Source organism: Pseudomonas paraglycinae, from assembly GCF_021601625.1.
GTDB classification, from domain to species: domain Bacteria; phylum Pseudomonadota; class Gammaproteobacteria; order Pseudomonadales; family Pseudomonadaceae; genus Aquipseudomonas; species Aquipseudomonas paraglycinae.
Window position 1 is genome coordinate 335568 of sequence record NZ_BQHR01000001.1, and the last position, 19291, is coordinate 354858.

At 62.1% G+C, this 19291-nt stretch carries 16 protein-coding genes; 11 read left to right on the forward strand and 5 right to left on the reverse strand.

Going from position 1 to position 19291, the window contains the following annotated elements:
- The first annotated feature begins 23 nt into the window (after positions 1-23).
- The 7 genes from cpdA (at position 24) to L6D82_RS01515 (ending at position 8164) form a co-directional block, all read left to right on the forward strand.
- Positions 24-839, forward strand: coding sequence for a 3',5'-cyclic-AMP phosphodiesterase (gene cpdA, locus L6D82_RS01485; protein ID WP_236187912.1), 816 nt, complete (start codon positions 24-26; stop codon positions 837-839).
- Between the two features lie 96 nt (positions 840-935).
- Positions 936-1544 carry a YqiA/YcfP family alpha/beta fold hydrolase gene (locus L6D82_RS01490; protein WP_064382909.1) on the forward strand — a complete coding sequence of 203 codons (609 nt, stop codon included), beginning with the start codon at positions 936-938 and terminating at the stop codon, positions 1542-1544.
- Positions 1545-1586: 42 nt separating this feature from the next.
- Positions 1587-3494, forward strand: coding sequence for a DNA topoisomerase IV subunit B (gene parE, locus L6D82_RS01495; RefSeq protein ID WP_085608483.1), 1908 nt, complete (start codon positions 1587-1589; stop codon positions 3492-3494).
- Complete coding sequence (locus L6D82_RS01500) at positions 3494-4483, forward strand: esterase-like activity of phytase family protein (RefSeq protein ID WP_236187913.1); 990 nt, start codon at positions 3494-3496, stop codon at positions 4481-4483. The genes parE and L6D82_RS01500 overlap by 1 nt, the downstream gene beginning before the upstream one ends.
- Positions 4480-5004: a retropepsin-like aspartic protease family protein gene (locus L6D82_RS01505; protein ID WP_007952204.1), complete on the forward strand. Its 525-nt coding sequence runs from the start codon at positions 4480-4482 to the stop codon at positions 5002-5004. The genes L6D82_RS01500 and L6D82_RS01505 overlap by 4 nt, the downstream gene beginning before the upstream one ends.
- Before the next feature lie 7 nt (positions 5005-5011).
- Positions 5012-7276, forward strand: coding sequence for a DNA topoisomerase IV subunit A (parC, locus tag L6D82_RS01510; RefSeq protein WP_011332166.1), 2265 nt, complete (start codon positions 5012-5014; stop codon positions 7274-7276).
- Between the two features lie 177 nt (positions 7277-7453).
- Positions 7454-8164, forward strand: coding sequence for a PqiC family protein (locus L6D82_RS01515; RefSeq protein ID WP_085746491.1), 711 nt, complete (start codon positions 7454-7456; stop codon positions 8162-8164).
- A gap of 380 nt (positions 8165-8544) precedes the next feature.
- On the opposite strand, the gene L6D82_RS01520 is transcribed toward L6D82_RS01515, so the two are convergent.
- The gene (locus L6D82_RS01520; RefSeq protein WP_236187914.1) at positions 8545-10053 is read right to left on the reverse strand and encodes an AhpA/YtjB family protein; all 1509 of its coding nucleotides are present in this window, start codon (positions 10051-10053) and stop codon (positions 8545-8547) included.
- Positions 10054-10187: 134 nt separating this feature from the next.
- Between L6D82_RS01520 and serB the strand changes: the two genes are divergently transcribed.
- Positions 10188-11402, forward strand: a complete 1215-nt coding sequence (gene serB / locus L6D82_RS01525) for a phosphoserine phosphatase SerB (protein ID WP_129972328.1) — start codon at positions 10188-10190, stop codon at positions 11400-11402.
- 39 nt (positions 11403-11441) lie between these two features.
- On the opposite strand, the gene L6D82_RS01530 is transcribed toward serB, so the two are convergent.
- Entirely contained in the window at positions 11442-13196 is a 1755-nt protein-coding gene (locus tag L6D82_RS01530; RefSeq protein WP_129972329.1) for a molecular chaperone, read from the reverse strand.
- 222 nt (positions 13197-13418) lie between these two features.
- Here L6D82_RS01530 and L6D82_RS01535 point away from each other — a divergent pair, with 222 nt between their 5' ends.
- Positions 13419-13820 (forward strand): lectin OAA family protein, encoded by a 402-nt coding sequence (locus L6D82_RS01535; protein WP_102686793.1) that lies wholly within the window; start codon positions 13419-13421, stop codon positions 13818-13820.
- 60 nt (positions 13821-13880) lie between these two features.
- Here the strand turns inward: L6D82_RS01535 and asd are convergent, their stop codons facing one another.
- The 3 genes from asd to L6D82_RS01550 are packed head-to-tail and all read right to left on the reverse strand — an operon-like array spanning position 13881 to position 17153.
- A complete protein-coding gene (gene asd / locus L6D82_RS01540) occupies positions 13881-14741 on the reverse strand; it encodes an archaetidylserine decarboxylase (protein WP_007952166.1) in 861 nt (286 codons plus the stop codon).
- Between the two features lie 18 nt (positions 14742-14759).
- Positions 14760-15575, reverse strand: coding sequence for a rhodanese-like domain-containing protein (locus L6D82_RS01545; RefSeq protein ID WP_064379082.1), 816 nt, complete (start codon positions 15573-15575; stop codon positions 14760-14762).
- A gap of 39 nt (positions 15576-15614) precedes the next feature.
- On the reverse strand, positions 15615-17153 hold the full coding sequence (locus L6D82_RS01550; protein WP_085746496.1) for an HDOD domain-containing protein: 1539 nt from the start codon (positions 17151-17153) through the stop codon (positions 15615-15617).
- 166 nt (positions 17154-17319) lie between these two features.
- Here L6D82_RS01550 and motA point away from each other — a divergent pair, with 166 nt between their 5' ends.
- Both motA and motB read left to right on the forward strand, forming a co-directional pair.
- Positions 17320-18171: a flagellar motor stator protein MotA gene (gene motA / locus L6D82_RS01555; protein ID WP_007952169.1), complete on the forward strand. Its 852-nt coding sequence runs from the start codon at positions 17320-17322 to the stop codon at positions 18169-18171.
- Positions 18172-18174: 3 nt separating this feature from the next.
- Positions 18175-19242, forward strand: a complete 1068-nt coding sequence (gene motB, locus L6D82_RS01560) for a flagellar motor protein MotB (protein WP_129972330.1) — start codon at positions 18175-18177, stop codon at positions 19240-19242.
- Positions 19243-19291: the final 49 nt, after the last annotated feature.

Below are 19291 nucleotides of genomic sequence, written 5' to 3' on the forward strand. Positions count from 1 at the left end.
CCGCGATCCCGGGGGAGAACGCCTTGCCGAGCGTATCGACTTTGACCACCGCCGACACGGCGTTGCTGGTGCAGCTCTCTGACAGTCATCTGTTCGCCGAGTCGGACGGAACGCTGCTGGGTATGAACACCCGCGAGAGCCTGCAAAAAGTCATCGAGCTGGTGCTCGAACAGCAACCGCGGATCGACCTGATCGTCGCCAGCGGCGACCTGTCCCAGGACGGTACGCTGGAGTCCTACCAGCAATTCCGGCAGATGACGGCGCAGATCGACGCGCCGGCCCGCTGGATTCCCGGCAACCACGACGAGCCACAGATCATGGCTCAGGCGACTGTGAAGAGTGCGCTGCTGGAGTCCGTGGTGGACGTCGGCAACTGGCGCGTGACCCTGCTCGATTCGGCCGTGCCCGGATCGGTGCCGGGGTATTTGCAGGACGACCAGCTGCAACTGCTCGCCCGCTCCCTGAGCGAAGCGCCGGATCGCCATCATCTGGTGTGCTTTCACCATCACCCGGTGTCGATCGATTGCGCCTGGATGGAGCCGATCGGCTTGCGCAATCCGGAAGCCTTTTTCGAGGTGCTCGATCGTTTCCCGCAGGCCCGTGCCGTGCTGTGGGGGCATGTCCATCAGGAGATCGACCGCGAGCGCAACGGCGTACGGCTGATGGCATCGCCGTCGACCTGCATCCAGTTCGAGCCGGGCAGTGAAGACTTCAAGGTCGGCGAGCAGGCACCGGGGTATCGCTGGTTGCGATTGTTGCCGGATGGGCGGATCGAGACCGGTGTGGAGCGTGTCACGGGTTTCGATTTTCAGGTTGATTACGGCTCCGACGGTTACTGATTGACGGGCGCAGCGCTGATTTCCTCGGGTGCTGGCCCAACACCCCTCGACTCCCTGTAAACTCCGCTTTCTTCAGCCGACGCCCAGGGAGCTCAAATGTCCGGTTCGATTCTCTATATCCATGGTTTCAACAGTGCGCCGGCCTCGAAAAAGGCCTGTCAGCTGGTCGAGGTGATGGAGCGGCTGGGTTTGAGCGATCAACTGCGTGTGCCGGCGCTGCATCACCACCCGCGCGAAGCCATCGGTCAGCTGGAACAGGCAATCGCCGAACTCGGCCGGCCATTGCTGGTGGGAAGCTCGCTCGGCGGCTACTATGCGACTCACCTGGCCGAGCGCCATGGCTTGAAAGCCCTGCTGGTCAACCCGGCCGTCAGTCCGCACCGGATGTTCGACGGATACCTGGGCACCCAGAAAAACCTGTACACCGACGAAACCTGGGAGCTGACCCACGACCACGTGACGGCCCTGGCCGAGCTGGAAGTGCCGGCGCCGCAGGATCCGCAGCGTTATCAGGTATGGTTGCAGACCGGGGATGAAACGCTGGATTATCGCCTTGCCCAGCAGTATTACCGGGCCTGCGCCTTGCGCATTCAGGCCGGCGGCGACCACAGTTTCCAGGGATTTGTTACACAATTGCCGGCATTGCTCAGCTTTGCCGGGATTGGTGCCGATACCTATCAGGCAATCGATTTCACCGCACTGTGAAGTCTTGCCCCATTTTCATTGAATCACTGACGACGAGACCCTATGGCCACTCCCAGCGCTAGCTCCTATAACGCCGACGCCATCGAAGTCCTCTCGGGCCTCGACCCGGTGCGCAAGCGCCCCGGCATGTACACCGACACCAGTCGGCCGAACCATCTTGCCCAGGAAGTCATCGACAACAGTGTCGACGAAGCCTTGGCCGGCCACGCCAAATCGATCCAGGTCATCCTCCATGCCGATCATTCGCTGGAAGTCTGCGACGACGGTCGCGGTATGCCGGTCGACATCCACCCGGAAGAGGGCGTTTCGGGCGTCGAACTGATCCTCACCAAGCTCCATGCGGGCGGCAAGTTTTCCAACAAGAACTACCAGTTCTCCGGCGGTCTGCACGGGGTGGGTATTTCCGTGGTCAACGCCTTGTCGACCCAGGTACGGGTGCGGGTCAAGCGTGACGGCAACGAATATGAAATGACCTTCGCCGACGGCTTCAAGGCCACCGATCTGCAAGTGATCGGCACTGTCGGCAAGCGCAATACCGGGACCAGCGTGTACTTCGCGCCGGATCCGAAATACTTCGATTCGCCGAAATTCTCCATCAGCCGCCTCAAGCACGTGCTCAAGGCCAAGGCCGTTCTGTGCCCGGGGCTGCTGATCAGTTTCGAAGACAAAGGCACTGGCGAGAAGGTCGAGTGGCATTACGAAGATGGCCTGCGTTCCTACCTGGTGGACGCGGTCAGCGAATTCGAGCGCCTGCCGGACGCGCCGTTCTGCGGCAACCTGGCCGGTACCAAGGAAGCGGTCGAGTGGGCCTTGCTGTGGCTGCCGGAAGGTGGCACCTCGGTCACTGAAAGCTACGTCAACCTGATCCCGACGGAGCAGGGCGGCACCCACGTCAACGGTCTGCGTCAGGGCCTGCTCGATGCGATGCGCGAGTTCTGCGAATTCCGCAGTCTGCTGCCGCGTGGCGTGAAGCTGGCGCCGGAAGACGTTTGGGAGCGCATTGCTTTCGTCCTGTCGATGAAGATGCAGGAGCCGCAATTCTCCGGCCAGACCAAGGAGCGTCTGTCGTCTCGTGAAGCAGCGGCTTTCGTCTCCGGTGTGGTCAAGGACGCGTTCAGCCTGTGGCTCAACGCCAACCCTGAAACCGGTCTGGCGCTGGCCGAACTGGCAATCAGCAACGCCGGCCGTCGCCTGAAAGCGAGCAAAAAGGTCGAGCGCAAACGCATCACCCAGGGGCCGGCGTTGCCGGGCAAACTGGCCGATTGCGCCGGGCAGGATCCGATGCGTTCCGAGCTGTTCCTGGTGGAAGGTGATTCCGCCGGCGGTTCTGCCAAGCAGGCGCGGGACAAGGAATTCCAGGCGATCCTGCCGTTGCGCGGCAAGATCCTCAACACTTGGGAAGTCGACGGCAGCGAAGTGCTGGCCAGTCAGGAGGTGCACAACATTGCCGTGGCCATCGGTGTCGATCCGGGCGCCGAGGACATGAGCCAGCTGCGCTACGGCAAGATCTGCATCCTCGCCGACGCCGACTCCGACGGTCTGCACATCGCAACATTGTTGTGCGCCTTGTTCGTCCAGCATTTCCGCCCGCTGGTGGATGCCGGTCACGTCTACGTGGCGATGCCGCCGCTGTACCGCATCGACCTGGGCAAAGAGATTTTCTACGCCCTGGACGACGCCGAGCGCGACGGGATCCTTGACCGTCTGGTGGCCGAGAAGAAACGCGGCAAGCCGCAGGTCACCCGATTCAAAGGTCTGGGTGAAATGAACCCGCCGCAACTGCGTGAAACCACCATGGACCCGAATACCCGGCGCCTGGTGCAGTTGACCCTTGGGGACGACTTCGCCGAGACCTCGGAAATGATGGACATGCTGCTGGCGAAGAAACGCGCCGGCGACCGCAAGACCTGGCTCGAATCCAAGGGCAACCTCGCCGAGGTTCTGGCCTGATGCGGTTTGGCTGGGCCTTGGCGGGTGCGTTGCTGCTGGGTTCGATGACGGTGTCGGCAGAGCCTGCGCAAGAACTGCGCGTGCTCGCCGAACACCCGGTCGAAGGCATGCGCGGCGGCAACCTGTCGGGGCTGGCCTTGTGCGGAAATGACTTGTGGACCGTTTCGGATCGCGACGATGATCAGATCTACCGTCTCGATATCCGCGATCGGGTCTGGCAGGCCACGGCCGTGCGCATCGATCCGCCGAAAGTGCCGGACAGCGGTTTGCCGTGGGGCATCAGCTCGCGAACTTGGGCAGCGTCGTTCATTCGGGGCGGCGATCTGGATTTCGAAGGCATCAGCTGCGACAGCGCCGGTAACCGCTACATCGTCAGCGAAGCCCACGCGGCCGTGCTGCAAGTGCCGCCGCAGGGGCCGTCGTCGTGGCTGAAAATCTCGCCGATGATGGTGCGCGAAGCGCGGGCCAGCGGGATGTTGCTGCAATTCAATGCGATATTCGAAGGCCTGGCGATCAACCCGGCGGGCGATCAGATGTGGCTGGCCGCCGAGCGGCAAAGCCGTGGCTTGTTGCTGATCAAGCGCCAGCAGACGGTTTGGGATTGTGACGGTCGCTGCGTGTTGCTCAGCGAGGGCGGCATGGAAATGCAACCGCCGCAGTTCCCGAAAGCCCGTCCGGTCAATCGGGATTTTTCCGATATCTCCCTGTTCAACGGCAAGCTGTTTACCCTTGAGCGCAACGCGTATCAGATCTGTCGACGGGATGTGCAGACGGCCAAGGTCGAGCTCTGCTGGTCGTATGCGGCCGAGCTGTTGCAGGCCAATCGTCGTTACGAGCAGAACTTCGGGCTGGAAGAGGCGCTGGTCGTCGATGCACAGGGTGCCTGGATCGGCGTCGACAACAATTTCGGCCCGCGCGCCGATGGCGAGGTTCGCCCGATCATCTGGCGTTTCGCCGCGCCTGAGGGTGGCTGGAGCGCCAAGCCATGAGCCAGCAACCGCCGGGCAAACGCGCCGGTCGGGTGCTGATGATTCTGGCGTGGTGCGCGGCGCTGTTTCTGGCCACGCGGTTTTTCGGCCAGTGGGAAGAGCGCCAGCGCAATCCCAATGTGGAAGTGGCTTCGCAGCAGGGCAACGGCTTTATAGAAGTGAAACTGATCGGCAACGCCCAGGGACATTTTGTCGCCAGTGGCCTGATCAACGGTCGGCCGGTGGAGTTCATGCTCGACACCGGCGCGACCGACGTGGCAATCCCGGCCGAGGTGGCGAAAAACCTCCGGCTGGAAGAAGGTTTCGGTGTGACCCTGAGCACGGCCAATGGCCTGAGCCAGGGCTATCGCACCCGTATCGACCGCCTGCAACTGGGCGACATCGTGCTGCGGGACGTCCGCGCACTGGTGGCGCCGGGGCTGCATGGCGATCAGGTGCTGCTCGGCATGAGCGCCCTGAACAAACTTGAATTTACTCAGCGCGGCGGCACCATGCTGCTGCGCCAGACAACGAACCGATGAGGCCCGCATGAGCGATAACCTTGCAGACAGCTTAGATGGCGTAGAACGCCGGTCGCTGGCTGACTTCACCGAAAATGCCTACCTCAACTACTCCATGTACGTGATCATGGACCGTGCCCTGCCGCATATCGGCGACGGTCTGAAACCAGTACAGCGGCGTATCGTCTATGCCATGAGCGAGCTGGGGCTGGATGCCGATTCCAAGCACAAGAAGTCGGCGCGTACCGTCGGCGACGTGCTCGGCAAGTTCCACCCGCACGGCGACTCGGCGTGCTACGAAGCGATGGTGCTGATGGCCCAGCCGTTCAGCTATCGCTACACGCTGGTGGACGGCCAGGGTAACTGGGGTGCGCCGGACGATCCGAAATCCTTCGCCGCCATGCGTTACACCGAAGCGCGGCTGTCGCGTTATTCCGAAGTGCTGCTCAGCGAACTGGGCCAGGGCACCGCAGACTGGGGCCCGAACTTCGACGGCACCCTACAGGAACCGCTGGTGTTGCCGGCACGTTTGCCGAACATCCTGCTCAATGGCACCACCGGTATCGCCGTGGGCATGGCCACCGACGTGCCGCCGCACAACCTGCGCGAAGTTGCCACCGCGTGCGTGCGTCTGCTCGATGAGCCGAAAGCCACGGTCGAACAGCTCTGCGAACACATTCAGGGCCCGGACTACCCGACCGAAGCGGAAATCATCACCCCACGCGCCGACCTGTTGAAAATGTACGAAACCGGCAAGGGCTCGGTGCGCATGCGCGCCGTGTACCACGTCGAGGACGGCGACATCATCGTCACCGCGCTGCCGCACCAGGTCTCCGGGGCCAAGGTGCTGGAACAGATCGCTGCGCTGATGCAGGCCAAACCGTCGAAAGCGCCGCAGATCGCCGATCTTCGCGACGAATCCGACCACGAGAACCCGTGCCGCATCGTGATCATTCCGGTCAACAGCCGCGTCGATCACGAAGCGCTGATGCAGCACCTGTTCGCCAGCACCGAGCTGGAGTCGACCTATCGGGTCAACGTCAACATCATCGGTCTGGACGGCAAGCCGCAGCTGAAAAACCTCCGTGCGCTGCTGGTGGAGTGGCTGGAATTCCGCGTGCTGACCGTGCGTCGCCGCCTGCAATTCCGCCTCGACAAGGTCGAGCGTCGCCTGCACCTGTTGGACGGTTTGCTGATCGCCTACCTCAACCTGGATGAAGTGATCCACATCATCCGCACCGAGGAACACCCGAAAGCCAAGCTGATCGAGCGTTTTGCCCTCAGCGAGATCCAGGCCGACTACATCCTCGACACCCGTCTGCGTCAGTTGGCGCGACTGGAAGAGATGAAGCTGCGCGACGAGCAGGACGAACTGCTCAAGGAACAGGCCAAGCTGCAAGCCCTGCTGAGTAGCGAAGCCAAGCTGAAGAAGCTGGTTCGCAGCGAGCTGCTGAAAGACGCTGAAACCTACGGCGATGACCGTCGGTCGCCAATCGTCGAGCGTGCCGAAGCCAAGGCGCTGACCGAACACGATCTGCTGCCGAACGAGAAAGTCACCGTCGTACTGTCGGAAAAAGGCTGGATCCGTTCGGCCAAAGGCCACGAGATCGACGCCACCGGCCTGTCGTACAAAGCCGGGGACGGCTTCAAGACCTCGGCGGCGGGGCGTTCGAACCAGTCGGCGGTGGTCATCGACTCCACGGGCCGCAGTTACTCGCTGGCCACCCACACCCTGCCATCGGCACGGGGCCAGGGCGAGCCGTTGACCGGCCGTCTGACGCCGCCGCCGGGCGCCACGTTCGAATGCGTGCTGATGCCTGAAGAGGACTCGCTGTACGTGATCGCCTCCGACGCCGGCTACGGTTTTGTGGTGAAAGGCGAAGACCTGCAAGCCAAGAACAAGGCCGGCAAGGCCCTGTTGAGCCTGCCGAACAACGCCAAGGTGATTGCGCCGCGTCCGGTCGCCGACCGCGAGCACAACTGGCTGGCCTCGGTGACGACCGAGGGTCGCCTGCTGATCTTCAAGATCAGCGATCTGCCACAATTAGGGAAGGGCAAAGGCAACAAGATCATCGGTATTTCCGGTGAGCGTGTGGCCAGTCGCGAAGAATATGTCACGGACATCGCCGTTCTTCCGGAAGGCGCCACCTTGGTGCTGCAGGCCGGAAAACGTACCTTGTCGCTGAAAGCCGACGACCTCGAACACTACAAAGGTGAACGTGGTCGTCGTGGTAACAAACTGCCACGTGGCTTCCAGCGGGTGGATGCGCTGCTCGTCGAAAACCTCAATTAAGCGTCCTAGAGCGCCGGATCTACGATTTAACCCGTAGATCGGCGCTTTGGCGCTGGAGTCGGAACGCATATTCACGGATGATATGGCCTTTCCAAGCGCCGGCGTGGCCGAGCGTTCTTCATATTTATTGAGTATTTTCACTGTGGTCAGCCTTGTGGCGGCCACCTGGACGGGATGATGACTTCTCTGCGCCCCCTTATTTTCCTGCTCGCCGGCGTTCTTGGCCTGGCGGGTTGCAGCGTTCACCAGCCGGTGTCGCTGTATCAGCTGGACAGCGGAAGTCCGGCCCAGCCTGCGCAAAGCGCGGGCATGGCAGTTTTGCTGGGCCCTGTGATCGTTGCCGATTACCTGCAACGGGAAACCCTGTTGCAGCGTCAACCGGATGGCAGCCTCCAAGCTTCGACCGATGGTCGCTGGGCCGGAAGCCTTTCGTCGGACATCGATCAGTTGCTGTTGCGTCAGGTTGCCGGGCATCTGGACAGTCAGCGCGTCGTGCTGGCGCCGGCCACTGTGGGCTTCACCCCGGATGTGCAGGTGCTGTTGACCATTACGCGTCTGGATTCTGGTCAATCGCAACCGGCGATCCTCGATGCGCAATGGCGTCTGATCGACCGCCGTGGCCAGGTGCGCGATAACCGCATCGTCCATCTGCAAGAGCAGCATGCCGGCACCACCGCCGCGCAGGTGCAGGCGCAAGGCGTGTTGTTGCAGCGTCTGGCCGAGCAGTTGTCGGTAGCGCTCAAGCCGTTGGCCAATCAGCCACCGGTCGCCGAAGCGCCGCGCAAACCGGCACCGAAACCGGCAGCACCGGCGGCGGAAGCCGAGAAGCAGCCGAAGATACCGATGGCTTCGCCGATTCGTACGGATATGGAAGTGTTTCGCTTCTAAGGCTGGATCGAGTCAGGACAGAGCCCGCCTTGTGCGGGCTTTGTCGTGTCTGGGCGTTGGTGGGACATGCATTGGTGTCCGACTCGAAAAGCCCCTCACCCTAACCCTCCCGAAACGTCGGACCGCCCGGAGGGAGAGGGGACTGATTGGGGGATATTCGGGAGGTACGCCGACTTGAAAGCTCGGCTGTGAATCCATAATCGACTCAAATTTTCAGGTCGACGGATAGCGTTATACACCTCAGTCAGTCCCCTCTCCCCTCTGGGAGAGGGCTAGGGTGAGGGGCTGTTTGACGACGGGTGATATCACAATAACGCCACAAACAAAAAGCCCGCAGACAATCACTCGTCTGCGGGCTTCTTCACATCAAGGGCAAGGCCTCAGGCCCGACGCTCATGCATCCGCGCCAGCTGCCGCTCAAGCATCGACGGATAAGGCTCCATCAACCGCTCCACACAGCAAGCCCCCTCAGGGCTGGCAATCGGCCGGATTCGTGCACGCTGGCGAATCAGCGCGTCGTCACCGATCTTGCGCTCCACCAGCAGCAGGTTGCGGCTGTGTTGCGACAGAGCCAGGGCGTCCTGGGCGGAGTCGGTCAGCAACAGGTCGATCTGGCTCAGGCCGAACAGCTCGTCGCCAAGTGTCAGGCCCAGCTGCAATTGCAGGGTGATGCCGCTGTCGGCGACTTCGATCTGCAACTGGTGGCCCAGCGCCCGCAGCAGCTCGCCGCAGCAGATGGCGTTGGTCAGGTAATCGTCGCCGCTGTCTTCGGTGTGGAACAGCATCAGGGTGCTGCCGTCGTTCAGTGTTTCGATTTCGCCCTGGTACAGCGAAGCAGCCTGCTCCAGGCAGTCGCGATAGCGATCCTGCAACTCTTCCAGACGTGCGCGCGGCAAACGGCGCAGTTGTTCCTGCGAGCCCAGTTGTACCGCCAGCACCGCCGTGTGTTGCGGCACGCTCGGGGTCGGTCGGCGCACTGCCGGTTGTGCTGCTTCGTCCAGCGACTCGTCACGCAGATCGGCGAACGGGTCTTCGTCATCGTCGTCTTCAACGGTGCTGACCGCATGGCGTGGCGCAGGCTTCTGCGCAGCCATCGGGCGGCTCTCGTCGAAACTCGGATCACGCAGGTTGCGCACTTCGAATTCCGGTTCGTCGTCCTCGAACTCGGGTTCCGGCTCAGGCTCCGGTTCGGCCGGCTCCGGCGCATAGTTGGCGTGTAACTGGCGGGCAAGATCGCCGATCTCGTCCTGACGTTCGATACCCGGCGTGTATTCGTCGATCCGGCGCAACCACACGCGCAGTTGCAGCAGCGGCGTGGAGATGTGCCGGCCCAGACGCAGGCTCAGGGCCAGTGACAGTGCCAGCAGGATCGCACTCAGGATACCCATGCTTTGCAGGCTGATGGTCATCGGCTGCTGGAACTGATCCATGTCCAGGCTGATGCGCAGTTGCCCGGCGGTCACGTCCTGGAAAGTGATCTTGCTCTCGTACATGCCCTCGGCTTCGCCCAGCAGGCCGTGCTTGGGCCGCTGACCGGACTCGGCGAGGATGCGGTTGTCCACGCTGTAGATGGCGGCGTGGGCCACCAGCTTGTTCTTGGTCAGGTTGTTGAGCAGCACGTTGAGGCTGAGTATGTCGTTGGACACCAGCAGCTCGGTGGCGGAGGTGGCGGTCTGCGTGGTCAGGCTTTCGCCCAGCGCATCGGCCTGCTCGTGCATGGCCTGCTTGAACTGCAGGCCCATCACGCAGGCATAGATCACCAGGGCCAGAGCGACCAGGATCACGTTATGGCTGGCAATGCGCAATGCAATCGGTACACGGCGGTGGCGCAGTGCACGGAAGATCAGCAGAAAGAAGTTATCGGTTTTAACTGGCGTGGGCCGGTTCACTGAGCTCGGCTCTTTTGTCCGTGAAGTTGACGCGCAGTATAGCGACAGGCCCTAGACCGGCAAAGCGCTGGCGGTGCCCGATGGTCACTGAAAGTGGGTAGAATGCGGTTTTTTTCCAGTTGCGGGGGTGCGCGTTGCGCGAAATCGTCCTGATTAACATCACGGGAGTCGACCGTCCGGGTCTGACGGCGGCCATTACCGGTGTTCTGGCCCAGGGTGGTGTGAATATCCTCGACATCGGTCAGGCGGTGATCCACGACATGCTGTCGTTCGGCATCCTTGTGGAAATCCCCGACTCCGAGCAAGGCAAGTCGGTGCTCAAGGACATCCTGTTCAAGGGCTATGAGCTCGACCAGCAGGTGCGCTTCACCCCGGTGTCCGAAGAGGATTACCAGCAATGGGTGGGCAATCAGGGCAAGAAGCGCCATATCGTTACTCTGTTGACCCGCAAGGTCACCGCCGGCCAGTTGCAGGCCGTGAGCTCGATCACCGCCAAATACGGCCTGAACATTGATCATATCGACCGTCTGTCGGGTCGTATGCCGCTGGACACCCCGGCTGACAGGGGCAAGGGTTGCATCGAGTTCTCCGTGCGCGGCGAAGCCGCCGATCCGCAAGCCCTGCGCGCCGAGTTCCTCAGCGTGGCACAGGAGCTGAACGTCGACATCGCCTTCCAGGAAGATTCGCTGTTCCGTCGCAACCGTCGTCTGGCGGTGTTCGACATGGACTCGACCCTGATCGAAGCCGAGGTCATCGACGAACTGGCCAAGGCCGCCGGCGTCGGCGATCAGGTTTCGCAAATCACCGAGCGGGCAATGGCCGGCGAGCTGGACTTCCGCGCCAGCTTCAAGGAGCGTCTGGCACTGCTCAAGGGCCTGGATGTCAGCGTGCTCGATTCGATCGGCGCCTCGCTGCGCCTGACGGAAGGCGCCGAAACCCTGTTCGCCGAACTCAAGCGTCTGGGCTACAAGACCGCGATCCTGTCGGGCGGCTTCACCTACTTCGCCAAGCAATTGCAGGCCAAACTCGGCATCGATTACGTGTTCGCCAACGAACTGGAAGTGGTCGACGGCAAGTGCACTGGCGTGGCGATCGAGCCGATCGTCGATGCCCAGCGCAAGGCTGATCTGCTGAAGCAGCTGGCTGAAAAAGAAGGTTTGCGTCTGGAGCAGACCATCGCCGTGGGCGACGGCGCCAACGACCTGCCGATGCTGGCGATTGCCGGTCTGGGCGTGGCGTTCCGCGCCAAGCCGCTGGTCAAGCAGTCGGCGAAGCAGGCGATCTCGACCCTCGGTCTGGATGGCGTGCTGTACCTGCTGGGCTTCCGCGATCGCGACGGGCAGCTCTGACATCGGCGCAGGATCGCAGCCTTCGGCTGCGGTCCTGGCTCAAAGGGATTTCCACAACGAGTCGAAATCCTCTTCGCTCCCGCCATTCCTGGCGGTTTCCAGCGAGCGATAGGCAAACTGATTGAAACTGTGAGTGCTGGCCACCCGCCGATCCAGCCCGGCGCGGTGCTCCTCGCCCTGGGTGTTGATCAGCACTTTGTTGCCTTCCTGAAACGGCAGCCGTGGCGCCAACAGCGTCGCCGGCAAGTCGATCGCACTGATTTCCGGCAACAACAAACCGCGCAGATACTGGCTGTGATCATCCCGCGAACGCACCAGTTGCAAACCGCACGGCCGCGCATGGGGCGCCACCAGTTCGATGCCCATTTGCGTACCGGCGCCGCGCACCTGGCGGATCCAGCGCACCACGGCAATGCTCCAGCCCTGATTGAGGCTGTCCTGAATCCCGACCATTTCCCCGGCCTGCAATTCGGCGGGTACATCCTTCGGCCAGGCCAGACAATAACCGCCGGGGCTGTGGTTGATCACCGGCAAGGCGTAGGTCGGGTAATGCGGCGGACTGTCGGCGTCGTCTTCATCGTCGATCAGCGGTTCGTAACGAATTTCCTCGTAGGGCAACAATTCATCGGATGTGCTCTGCGGCGCGGCATCGAACGCCTGGCTCCAGCTGTCCTTTTCGCCCTGAACCACCGCGCGGCTGAAATTCGCTGCACGGGCGCCGGGGTGCTTGAGCAGTTCGCTGAAGGTGCGTTCGCCGCCGAGGTAGAAGTGCAGGGCGCTCATGCCGACGCACACGGTCAGGTTGCCCTGGCCGACGGTGCGCTGGAAGCTGCGTTCGGCAGCTTCGCCCCAGGTGGCGTGCAAATGTTGCAGGGTGTCGAGCGTCAGGCCGGACGGCACGGGCAGCGGCCTGGTCGCATCCTGATGCAGCAGGTGGGCCTCGATGGCGTTCACCAGTGGTTGCGGATCGAAACCGAGCAGACTGGCTTGTTGCTCGCTACGGAATTGGTAGCGGTAACGCGGGCCGGCGTCGATCTCTGCCGAAACCGCGAACAACCCTTCGCCCGGATGGGCGGGATGCAGCTTCAGCCAGGCGCTCCACGGTTCCACCACTTGCGCCAGACGCACGATCTGATTCTGCCGCAACTGATTGCAGCGGGCGCTGCCCAGCAGCAGGGCGGCGAGGTAGGTCTGTTCGACACTCAACTCGGCGGTCAGGCTGGCAAGGTCGTCGCGCACCCGGCGATGTTGCAGTTGCAGCTCGCAGGCGCAGCGAAACAATTGATGCAGTTCGAACCACAGCTGTTCCGGTGCGGCGCTGTACAACTGCGTGGCGCGAACCAGTTGCCCTTTCAGCGCATGGGCCGCCCGTTGCAGCGCTTCGCTCACCAGGGCTGCGCGATCCCGGGAATACTTGGGCGCGATCCGCAGAATGATCTGTTTGTAACCGATGGCCAGCTGACTTTGCAGGGCCTGGCACAGGTTGCTGATCTTGCGTGAGCGCTCATCGAGCATGATCGCCTGATGCAGAAAATGCCGTTCCAGATGCTGGCAGACGAAGTAAACCTCGGGTCGCAACAGTTCCAGCAGATGCAGGCGATTATCGCTGGGCGTCAGCAATTGATTGAGCTCACCTAAGCCTTGATACAGCAGGCGCGCGGTTTCGCCGATGTTTGCTTTCGGCAGGTCGGCGATCCAGCGCTTGAGGTCGCGCGGGGTGGCTTCACAGAAGGACAGGCGCAACTGCGTCGGGGTCGGGGCGCTCAGTTTTGGTTGGGAACGAGGCTCACTCATGCCGTGACAAGCTCCGGCGGCGAATAGGGCAATGCCAAAAACTCTAGCAGTTGTGGTCTGTTTCGCAGGCGATTGTCAGGGTTTTTTACCGTTGGTCTGCTGGCCTGGTGCCATTCCCGCAGGCGCTACTAGGCTCTCAGACGTGCGATCGGAAACGCACGGTTGCACGGCCTGCCGTCAACGTCGGGGCAGGTCTCCCGAAACTTCAAGGAGATGAGGTTCATGTCTAAATACGCAGTGGCAAATCAATGGGGCGGTAGTTCGGCACCCTGGCATCCGGGTGGAACCTGGGTGCTGGGCGCGCGGGACAACCAGAACGTCGTCGCGATCGAGATCAAGTCCGGCGACGGTGGCAAAACCTTTAACGGCACTATGACTTACGCCGGCGAAGGCCCTATTGGCTTCAAGGCTCAGCGTACTGGCCAGAACCAGTACAACGTTGAAAACCAGTGGGGTGGCAACGATGCCCCGTGGCACCCAGGTGGCAAGTGGGTGATCGGCGGGCGGGATAACCAGAATGTTATCGCGTTGAGTGTCACATCCAATGACGGAGGGAAAAACCTCAGTGGCACCAATACCTACGCCAACGAAGGCCCGATCGGCTTCCGTGGGCAGATAGAGTAACGGCGCCACTCAGGTCGTGTCCGCCCCTTCGCAGACGTGCGAAAGGGCGGATCAACAGGTTCAGGCGTTGGACAGTGCCAGGGCCTGACCCATCTGCACCGGTGAGCCGGCTTTCAATTCTTCAACCCATTTCACCTGATCCGGCCCGAACAGCACGATCGCGGTCGAACCCAGCTTGAAGCGCCCCAGTTCCGCACCTTTTTCCAGATGAATCGGCGCACGGGCGGCTTCGTCGTAACGGAAGGTTTTCAGCTCGCGCTTCGGCGGCGTGACCAAACCGGCCCATACGGTTTCGATCGATGCCACGATCATCGCGCCCACCAGCACCACGGCCATCGGCCCGCGCTCGGTGTCGAAGATGCACGCCACGCGCTCGTTGCGGGCGAACAGTTCAGGAACGTTTTCCGCGGTGGTCTGGTTGACCGAGAAGATCCGGCCCGGAATGTAGACCATTTCGCGCAGGGTGCCGGCCAGCGGCATGTGCACGCGGTGGTAGTCCTTCGGCGACAGGTAAACAGTCGCGAATTCACCGCCCATGAACGGCGCCGCATTGGCCGCGTCGCCGCCCAGCAGTTCCAGCACGCTGAAGCTGTGGCCCTTGGCCTGGAAGATACGACCGTGTTCGATCGGACCGAGCTGGCTGATCGCACCGTCGGCCGGGCTGAGGATTGCGCCCGGGGTCTGGTCCAGTGGACGTGCGCCGTCTTTCAGCGCGCGGGTGAAGAAGGCGTTGAAGTGCTCGTAAGCGGTCACGTCTTCAACCAGCGCCTGCGACATGTCCACTTGATAACGCTTGGCGAACCAGGTGGTGAAGGCATTCTTGAACCAGCGCACGCGGCACTCGGCGACGCAGCCGGCCAGGCGCGACAGCAGGTGATGAGGCAGCAGGTACTGGCTGATGATAAACAAACGCTCTTTCATGACTGTCCTTAAAAATCCTTAAAGCTCGACGGGGGTGTCGGGGTGGTTGCCCCATTCGCCCCAGGAACCGGCGTAGCCCTTGACCCGCGGATAACCGAGAGCCTTGGCCACCAGATAAGTGAAACCGGACCGGTGATGGGTCTGGCAGTGGGTAATGATTTCTTTGTCCTTGGTGATCCCGAGGTTTTCGAGGATCTGCGGCATGTCGGTACGGATGCGCAGCTGGCGCGCCTGATCCATGCCCGCCGTCCATTCGAAATTGACCGCGCCGGGGATGTGCCCGCCCTTGGCCGCCAGGACCTTTTCGCCGGAATACTCCAGCGGACCTCGAGCGTCCCAGATCGCCAGGTCAGCGGCGCCAAGACGGCTCTGCAGGTATTCGCGGGTGGCGGTCGGTTCCTCGTGCAGGGTCAGGGCAACCGGGCCGCCCGCCGCTGGAGGAATCTGGATCGACATCGGCGAACCTTCCGCCAGCCACGCCGGCAGTCCGCCGTCGAGGTAGTGGTATTTGTCATGGCCGATCACGTCGAGCAGCCAGATGAAGCGCCCGGCCCAGCCGCCGCCTTCGTCGTCATAGACCACGTAGACCGCGTCTTTGCGATGGCCGAGTTCACCGAACAGTTCTTCGAGTTTCTCTTTGCTCGGCAACAGGCCCGGAGCCGGCGCCTGACCCAGCTGGGTGCGTTTCGGATCAACAAAACGTGCGCCGGGAATGTGTCCCTCGGCGTAGCGGGCGGCACTGGTCAGATCCACCAGAATCAGATCGCGGGATTCGAGGCGCGGCAGCAGGTCGCTCGGCTCGATCACCAGGGCCAGGCCAGAGAAATCAGACATGTGAGGTCTCCAGAGCACAAAGGGGAAGGATTGTAGCTGTCATTGGCCGCGCTGGCTAAAACTGTGCAGGGCTTTCTCGATGCACTGCGCGGTTTTGCCGAAGGCTTGCACGGTGATGTCGGCGAACGGCCCGCCACCCTGGTCGGCGACCACGATCATTATCACCCGGCCGTTGTTCACCAGTGAACGCAGGAACAGGTGCTCGCCCCGGAACAGCGTGCGCAGCGAGGGCGGCAGCAGGGCGGAAAACTGGGCATTGTTGTCCGGGGTGATCCGCACTTGCGCCTGCTGCGCGAGCAAGCGTTGCAGCACCGAACTCTGGCTGACGACGAAATTGAGCGCAGCGGCTTCCTTCGGCAACCCCGAGGTTTGATGGACGCGCAGATTGGCGTGGCTGCGGTCGGCCATCAGGATCATCACCCGACGCATGCCGCTGGCGACCAGCGCGTCACGGGCGGCGACAGTCAGGCTCATGGCATTGGTGAAGCGGCTTGGCACGGCCAGCAGCTCGGCGCATTGCCGGCGCCACTGGGTCAGATCTTCAGCGGATGGCGCCGCAGCCGGCAGCATTCCGGCAGGCAGACGACGGGTGCCCCACGGCCAGAGCAGCGAAACCGCCGGGTGCCACAGATCCGGCATGGAATGATGGCGAGCGCTGACGGCGGCCTGTTGGTGCAACTGTTGTTGCACCTCGTCCATCGAGATTTGCAGATAGAGGCTGGTCAGGAATTGCCAGCGCTCACTGTGCGGACTGTCCCAGGCCTGTTGCGCCGAGAGTGCCAGACCGTTGGCCAGCAACACGGTGTTGGCCGGCTGATTGAGCCAGCGACGCAGGGTCGGATCGTCGTCGAGGCGGTTTTGCTGGCGCAACGGATGATCCACATCGCGGGCAATGCGCAGGACCTTGACCAGTTCGCGCTGCTCGGTCAGCAGCAGCCGATAACCTTGTTGCACCCAGATCGGCAGACGCCAGGCTTCGACCAGCGCTTCGCCGATTTTCAGCAGGCGCACGCCGAACAACTGCTTTTCCACGACGCGCGCTGATTCGCCCTTGTGGATAACCCGCACTTCCCACTCTTCAAGCAATTGGGGAAAGGTCAGTGCCAACGGCCACAGCGGCGAGAGAAACAGCAGGCTGCCCCAATGGATGTCCTGCCACAAACGTGCGAGGCGGCTGGCGAAAAAACCGTTGGCCTGTTGCGTGGCGTGCTGGCTGATCATCTGCAACTGGCGCAGGGCCTGGGGGATCTGTGCGGAAGGTTCGGCGGGCAGGCGCGCGAGCAGTTCTTCGGTGCGGCCAAGGCCGAGGCGATTGATCGCCACTTCGAGGTTTTCCGCCGGCGCAGTCATGTTGCCGTGGGTGTGGCGGTTGGCTTCGCGGATGATGCTCAGAGCCAGTGCCGGGCTGTCCTGCATCAGGTCGGCGATGTCGCGCAGCGAGCTGCGGTCATCGCGAATCGCCCGGCAGACCCGGTCATGGGCATCTTGCGGCACCGGCAGGCGAACGCTGTCGAGCAGCTTCACCCAGCCATCGAGTGTGGTCGGTTTTACGTGTGGGACGTTCGTTTCATTAGCCATGTCTGGACGAGATCTTCACTGACTGTAGACGCGCCCGGCATGGGCTAAATTGGCTTTTCGCCTGAACTGGCTATAGTCTGGCGCAGTTTTGCCGATAAGTAGAAGAAGAGATTTTTTAACTTCCGAATATGACCTTGAACCCGACTTAAATAAGTACTTTCTACCTATGGCTAAAATTATCGGCATCATCGTCGTATTCGCGAGCGTGCTCGGCGGATACGTGCTCTCCCACGGCAAGATTGCCGCCCTGATCCAGCCCTTCGAGGTGATGATCATCGGCGGTGCTGCACTCGGTGCATTCCTGCAGGCCAACCCCGGCTACATGACGATGCACGTGCTCAAGAAATCCCTGAGCATGTTCAGTTCGCGTTTCAGCCACACGTTCTATCTGGAAGTGCTGGGCCTGATCTACGAGATCCTCAACAAGAGCCGCCGCGAAGGCATGATGGCCATCGAAGGCGATATCGAAGACGCCGCCGCGAGCCCGATCTTCGCCAAGTACCCGGCGGTACTGAAAGACGAACGCATGACCGCGTTCATCTGCGATTACCTGCGCATCATGTCCTCCGGCAACATGGCTCCCCACGAGCTGGAAGGCCTGTTCGACATGGAACTGTACAGCCTGAAGGAAGACCTCGAGCATCCGTCCCACGCGGTGAACGGCATTGCCGACGCCATGCCGGGTTTCGGTATCGTCGCGGCGGTACTGGGTATCGTGGTGACCATGGCCTCCCTGGGTGAGGGCGATCAGAAGTCCATCGGTCTGCACGTGGGTGCGGCACTCGTGGGTACCTTCTTCGGTATTCTCGCGGCGTACGGTTTCTTCGGCCCGCTGGCGCACTCCCTGGCGCACGATGCCAAGGAAGAGCTGAACGTCTACGAAGCCATCAAGGCCTCGCTGGTGGCTTCGGCTTCCGGCATGCCGCCGTCGCTGGCTGTCGAGTTCGGTCGCAAGGTTCTGTACCCGGCTCACCGTCCAAGCTTTGCCGAGCTGGAACAAGCCGTTCGCGGTCGCTAAGTCATGGAAAATAACCAGCCGATAATCATCAAGCGCGTCAAGCGCATCGCCGGCGGGCATCACGGCGGGGCGTGGAAGATCGCCTTCGCCGATTTCGCGACGGCGATGATGGCGTTCTTCCTGGTGTTGTGGCTGCTGTCCACCGCGACCCCGGAACAGAAGATCGCCATCGCCGGTTACTTCAAGGACCCGGTCGGTTTCTCCGAGAGCGGCACGCCGTACATCATCGATCTGGGCGGCACGCCGACCCTGGCGCCGGAAAACACCCTCAACCCTGAAGTGAAGTCGCAGCCGCAACCGGACAAGGTCACGGTCGACACCGAACAGGTTGAAGGCATGGCCGAGCAGGTCGAGAAGGAACGCCTGGAACTGTTGCTGCAGGAACTGCAGAACAAGGTCGACGAGAACCCGCAACTGCAGAAGTTCAAGGATCAGATCCTGTTCGAGATCACGCCGAACGGCTTGCGCATCCAGATCATGGACGCCGAGAACCGACCGATGTTCGACTCCGGTTCTGCACGCCTGAAGCCGTACTTCGAAGACATCCTGCTGGCCATGGCCGACACCATCAAGGCGGTGCCGAACAAGATCAGCATCAGCGGTCACACCGATGCCAAGCCTTACGTGGGCAATGGCGACTTCGGTAACTGGGAACTCTCGGCCAACCGTGCCAACGCCGCGCGGCGTGCGCTGGTGGCGGGCAGTTATCCGGATGCTCAAGTGGCGCGGGTTGTTGGTTACGCCTCGTCGGCACTGTTCGACAAGGAGAACCCGTTCAACCCGGTCAACCGCCGCATCGACATCGTGGTGCTGACCAAGAAGGCCCAGGCGGCCATCGAAGGTTCGCAAGGTGCCGACCCGTCGAAACCGGCAGATCAAGGCCAGAACGGCGCGGCGCCGGCCACCCCGGTCGACCCGAACGCCTTGCCGGCGGATCAGCAGCCGGTGCCTGCACACGAGTTGCGCGAACGGCTGAACCTGTTCGACGACCCGCTGCCGAAACCGACCGAGCCGGGCGCCGCGGCGCCAGCCCCGGTACCTGCTGCACCGGCTCCCGCGCCGAAACAGTGACCCACAAAAAAGCCGACAGTGATGTCGGCTTTTTTGTGTCCGGCGGGAA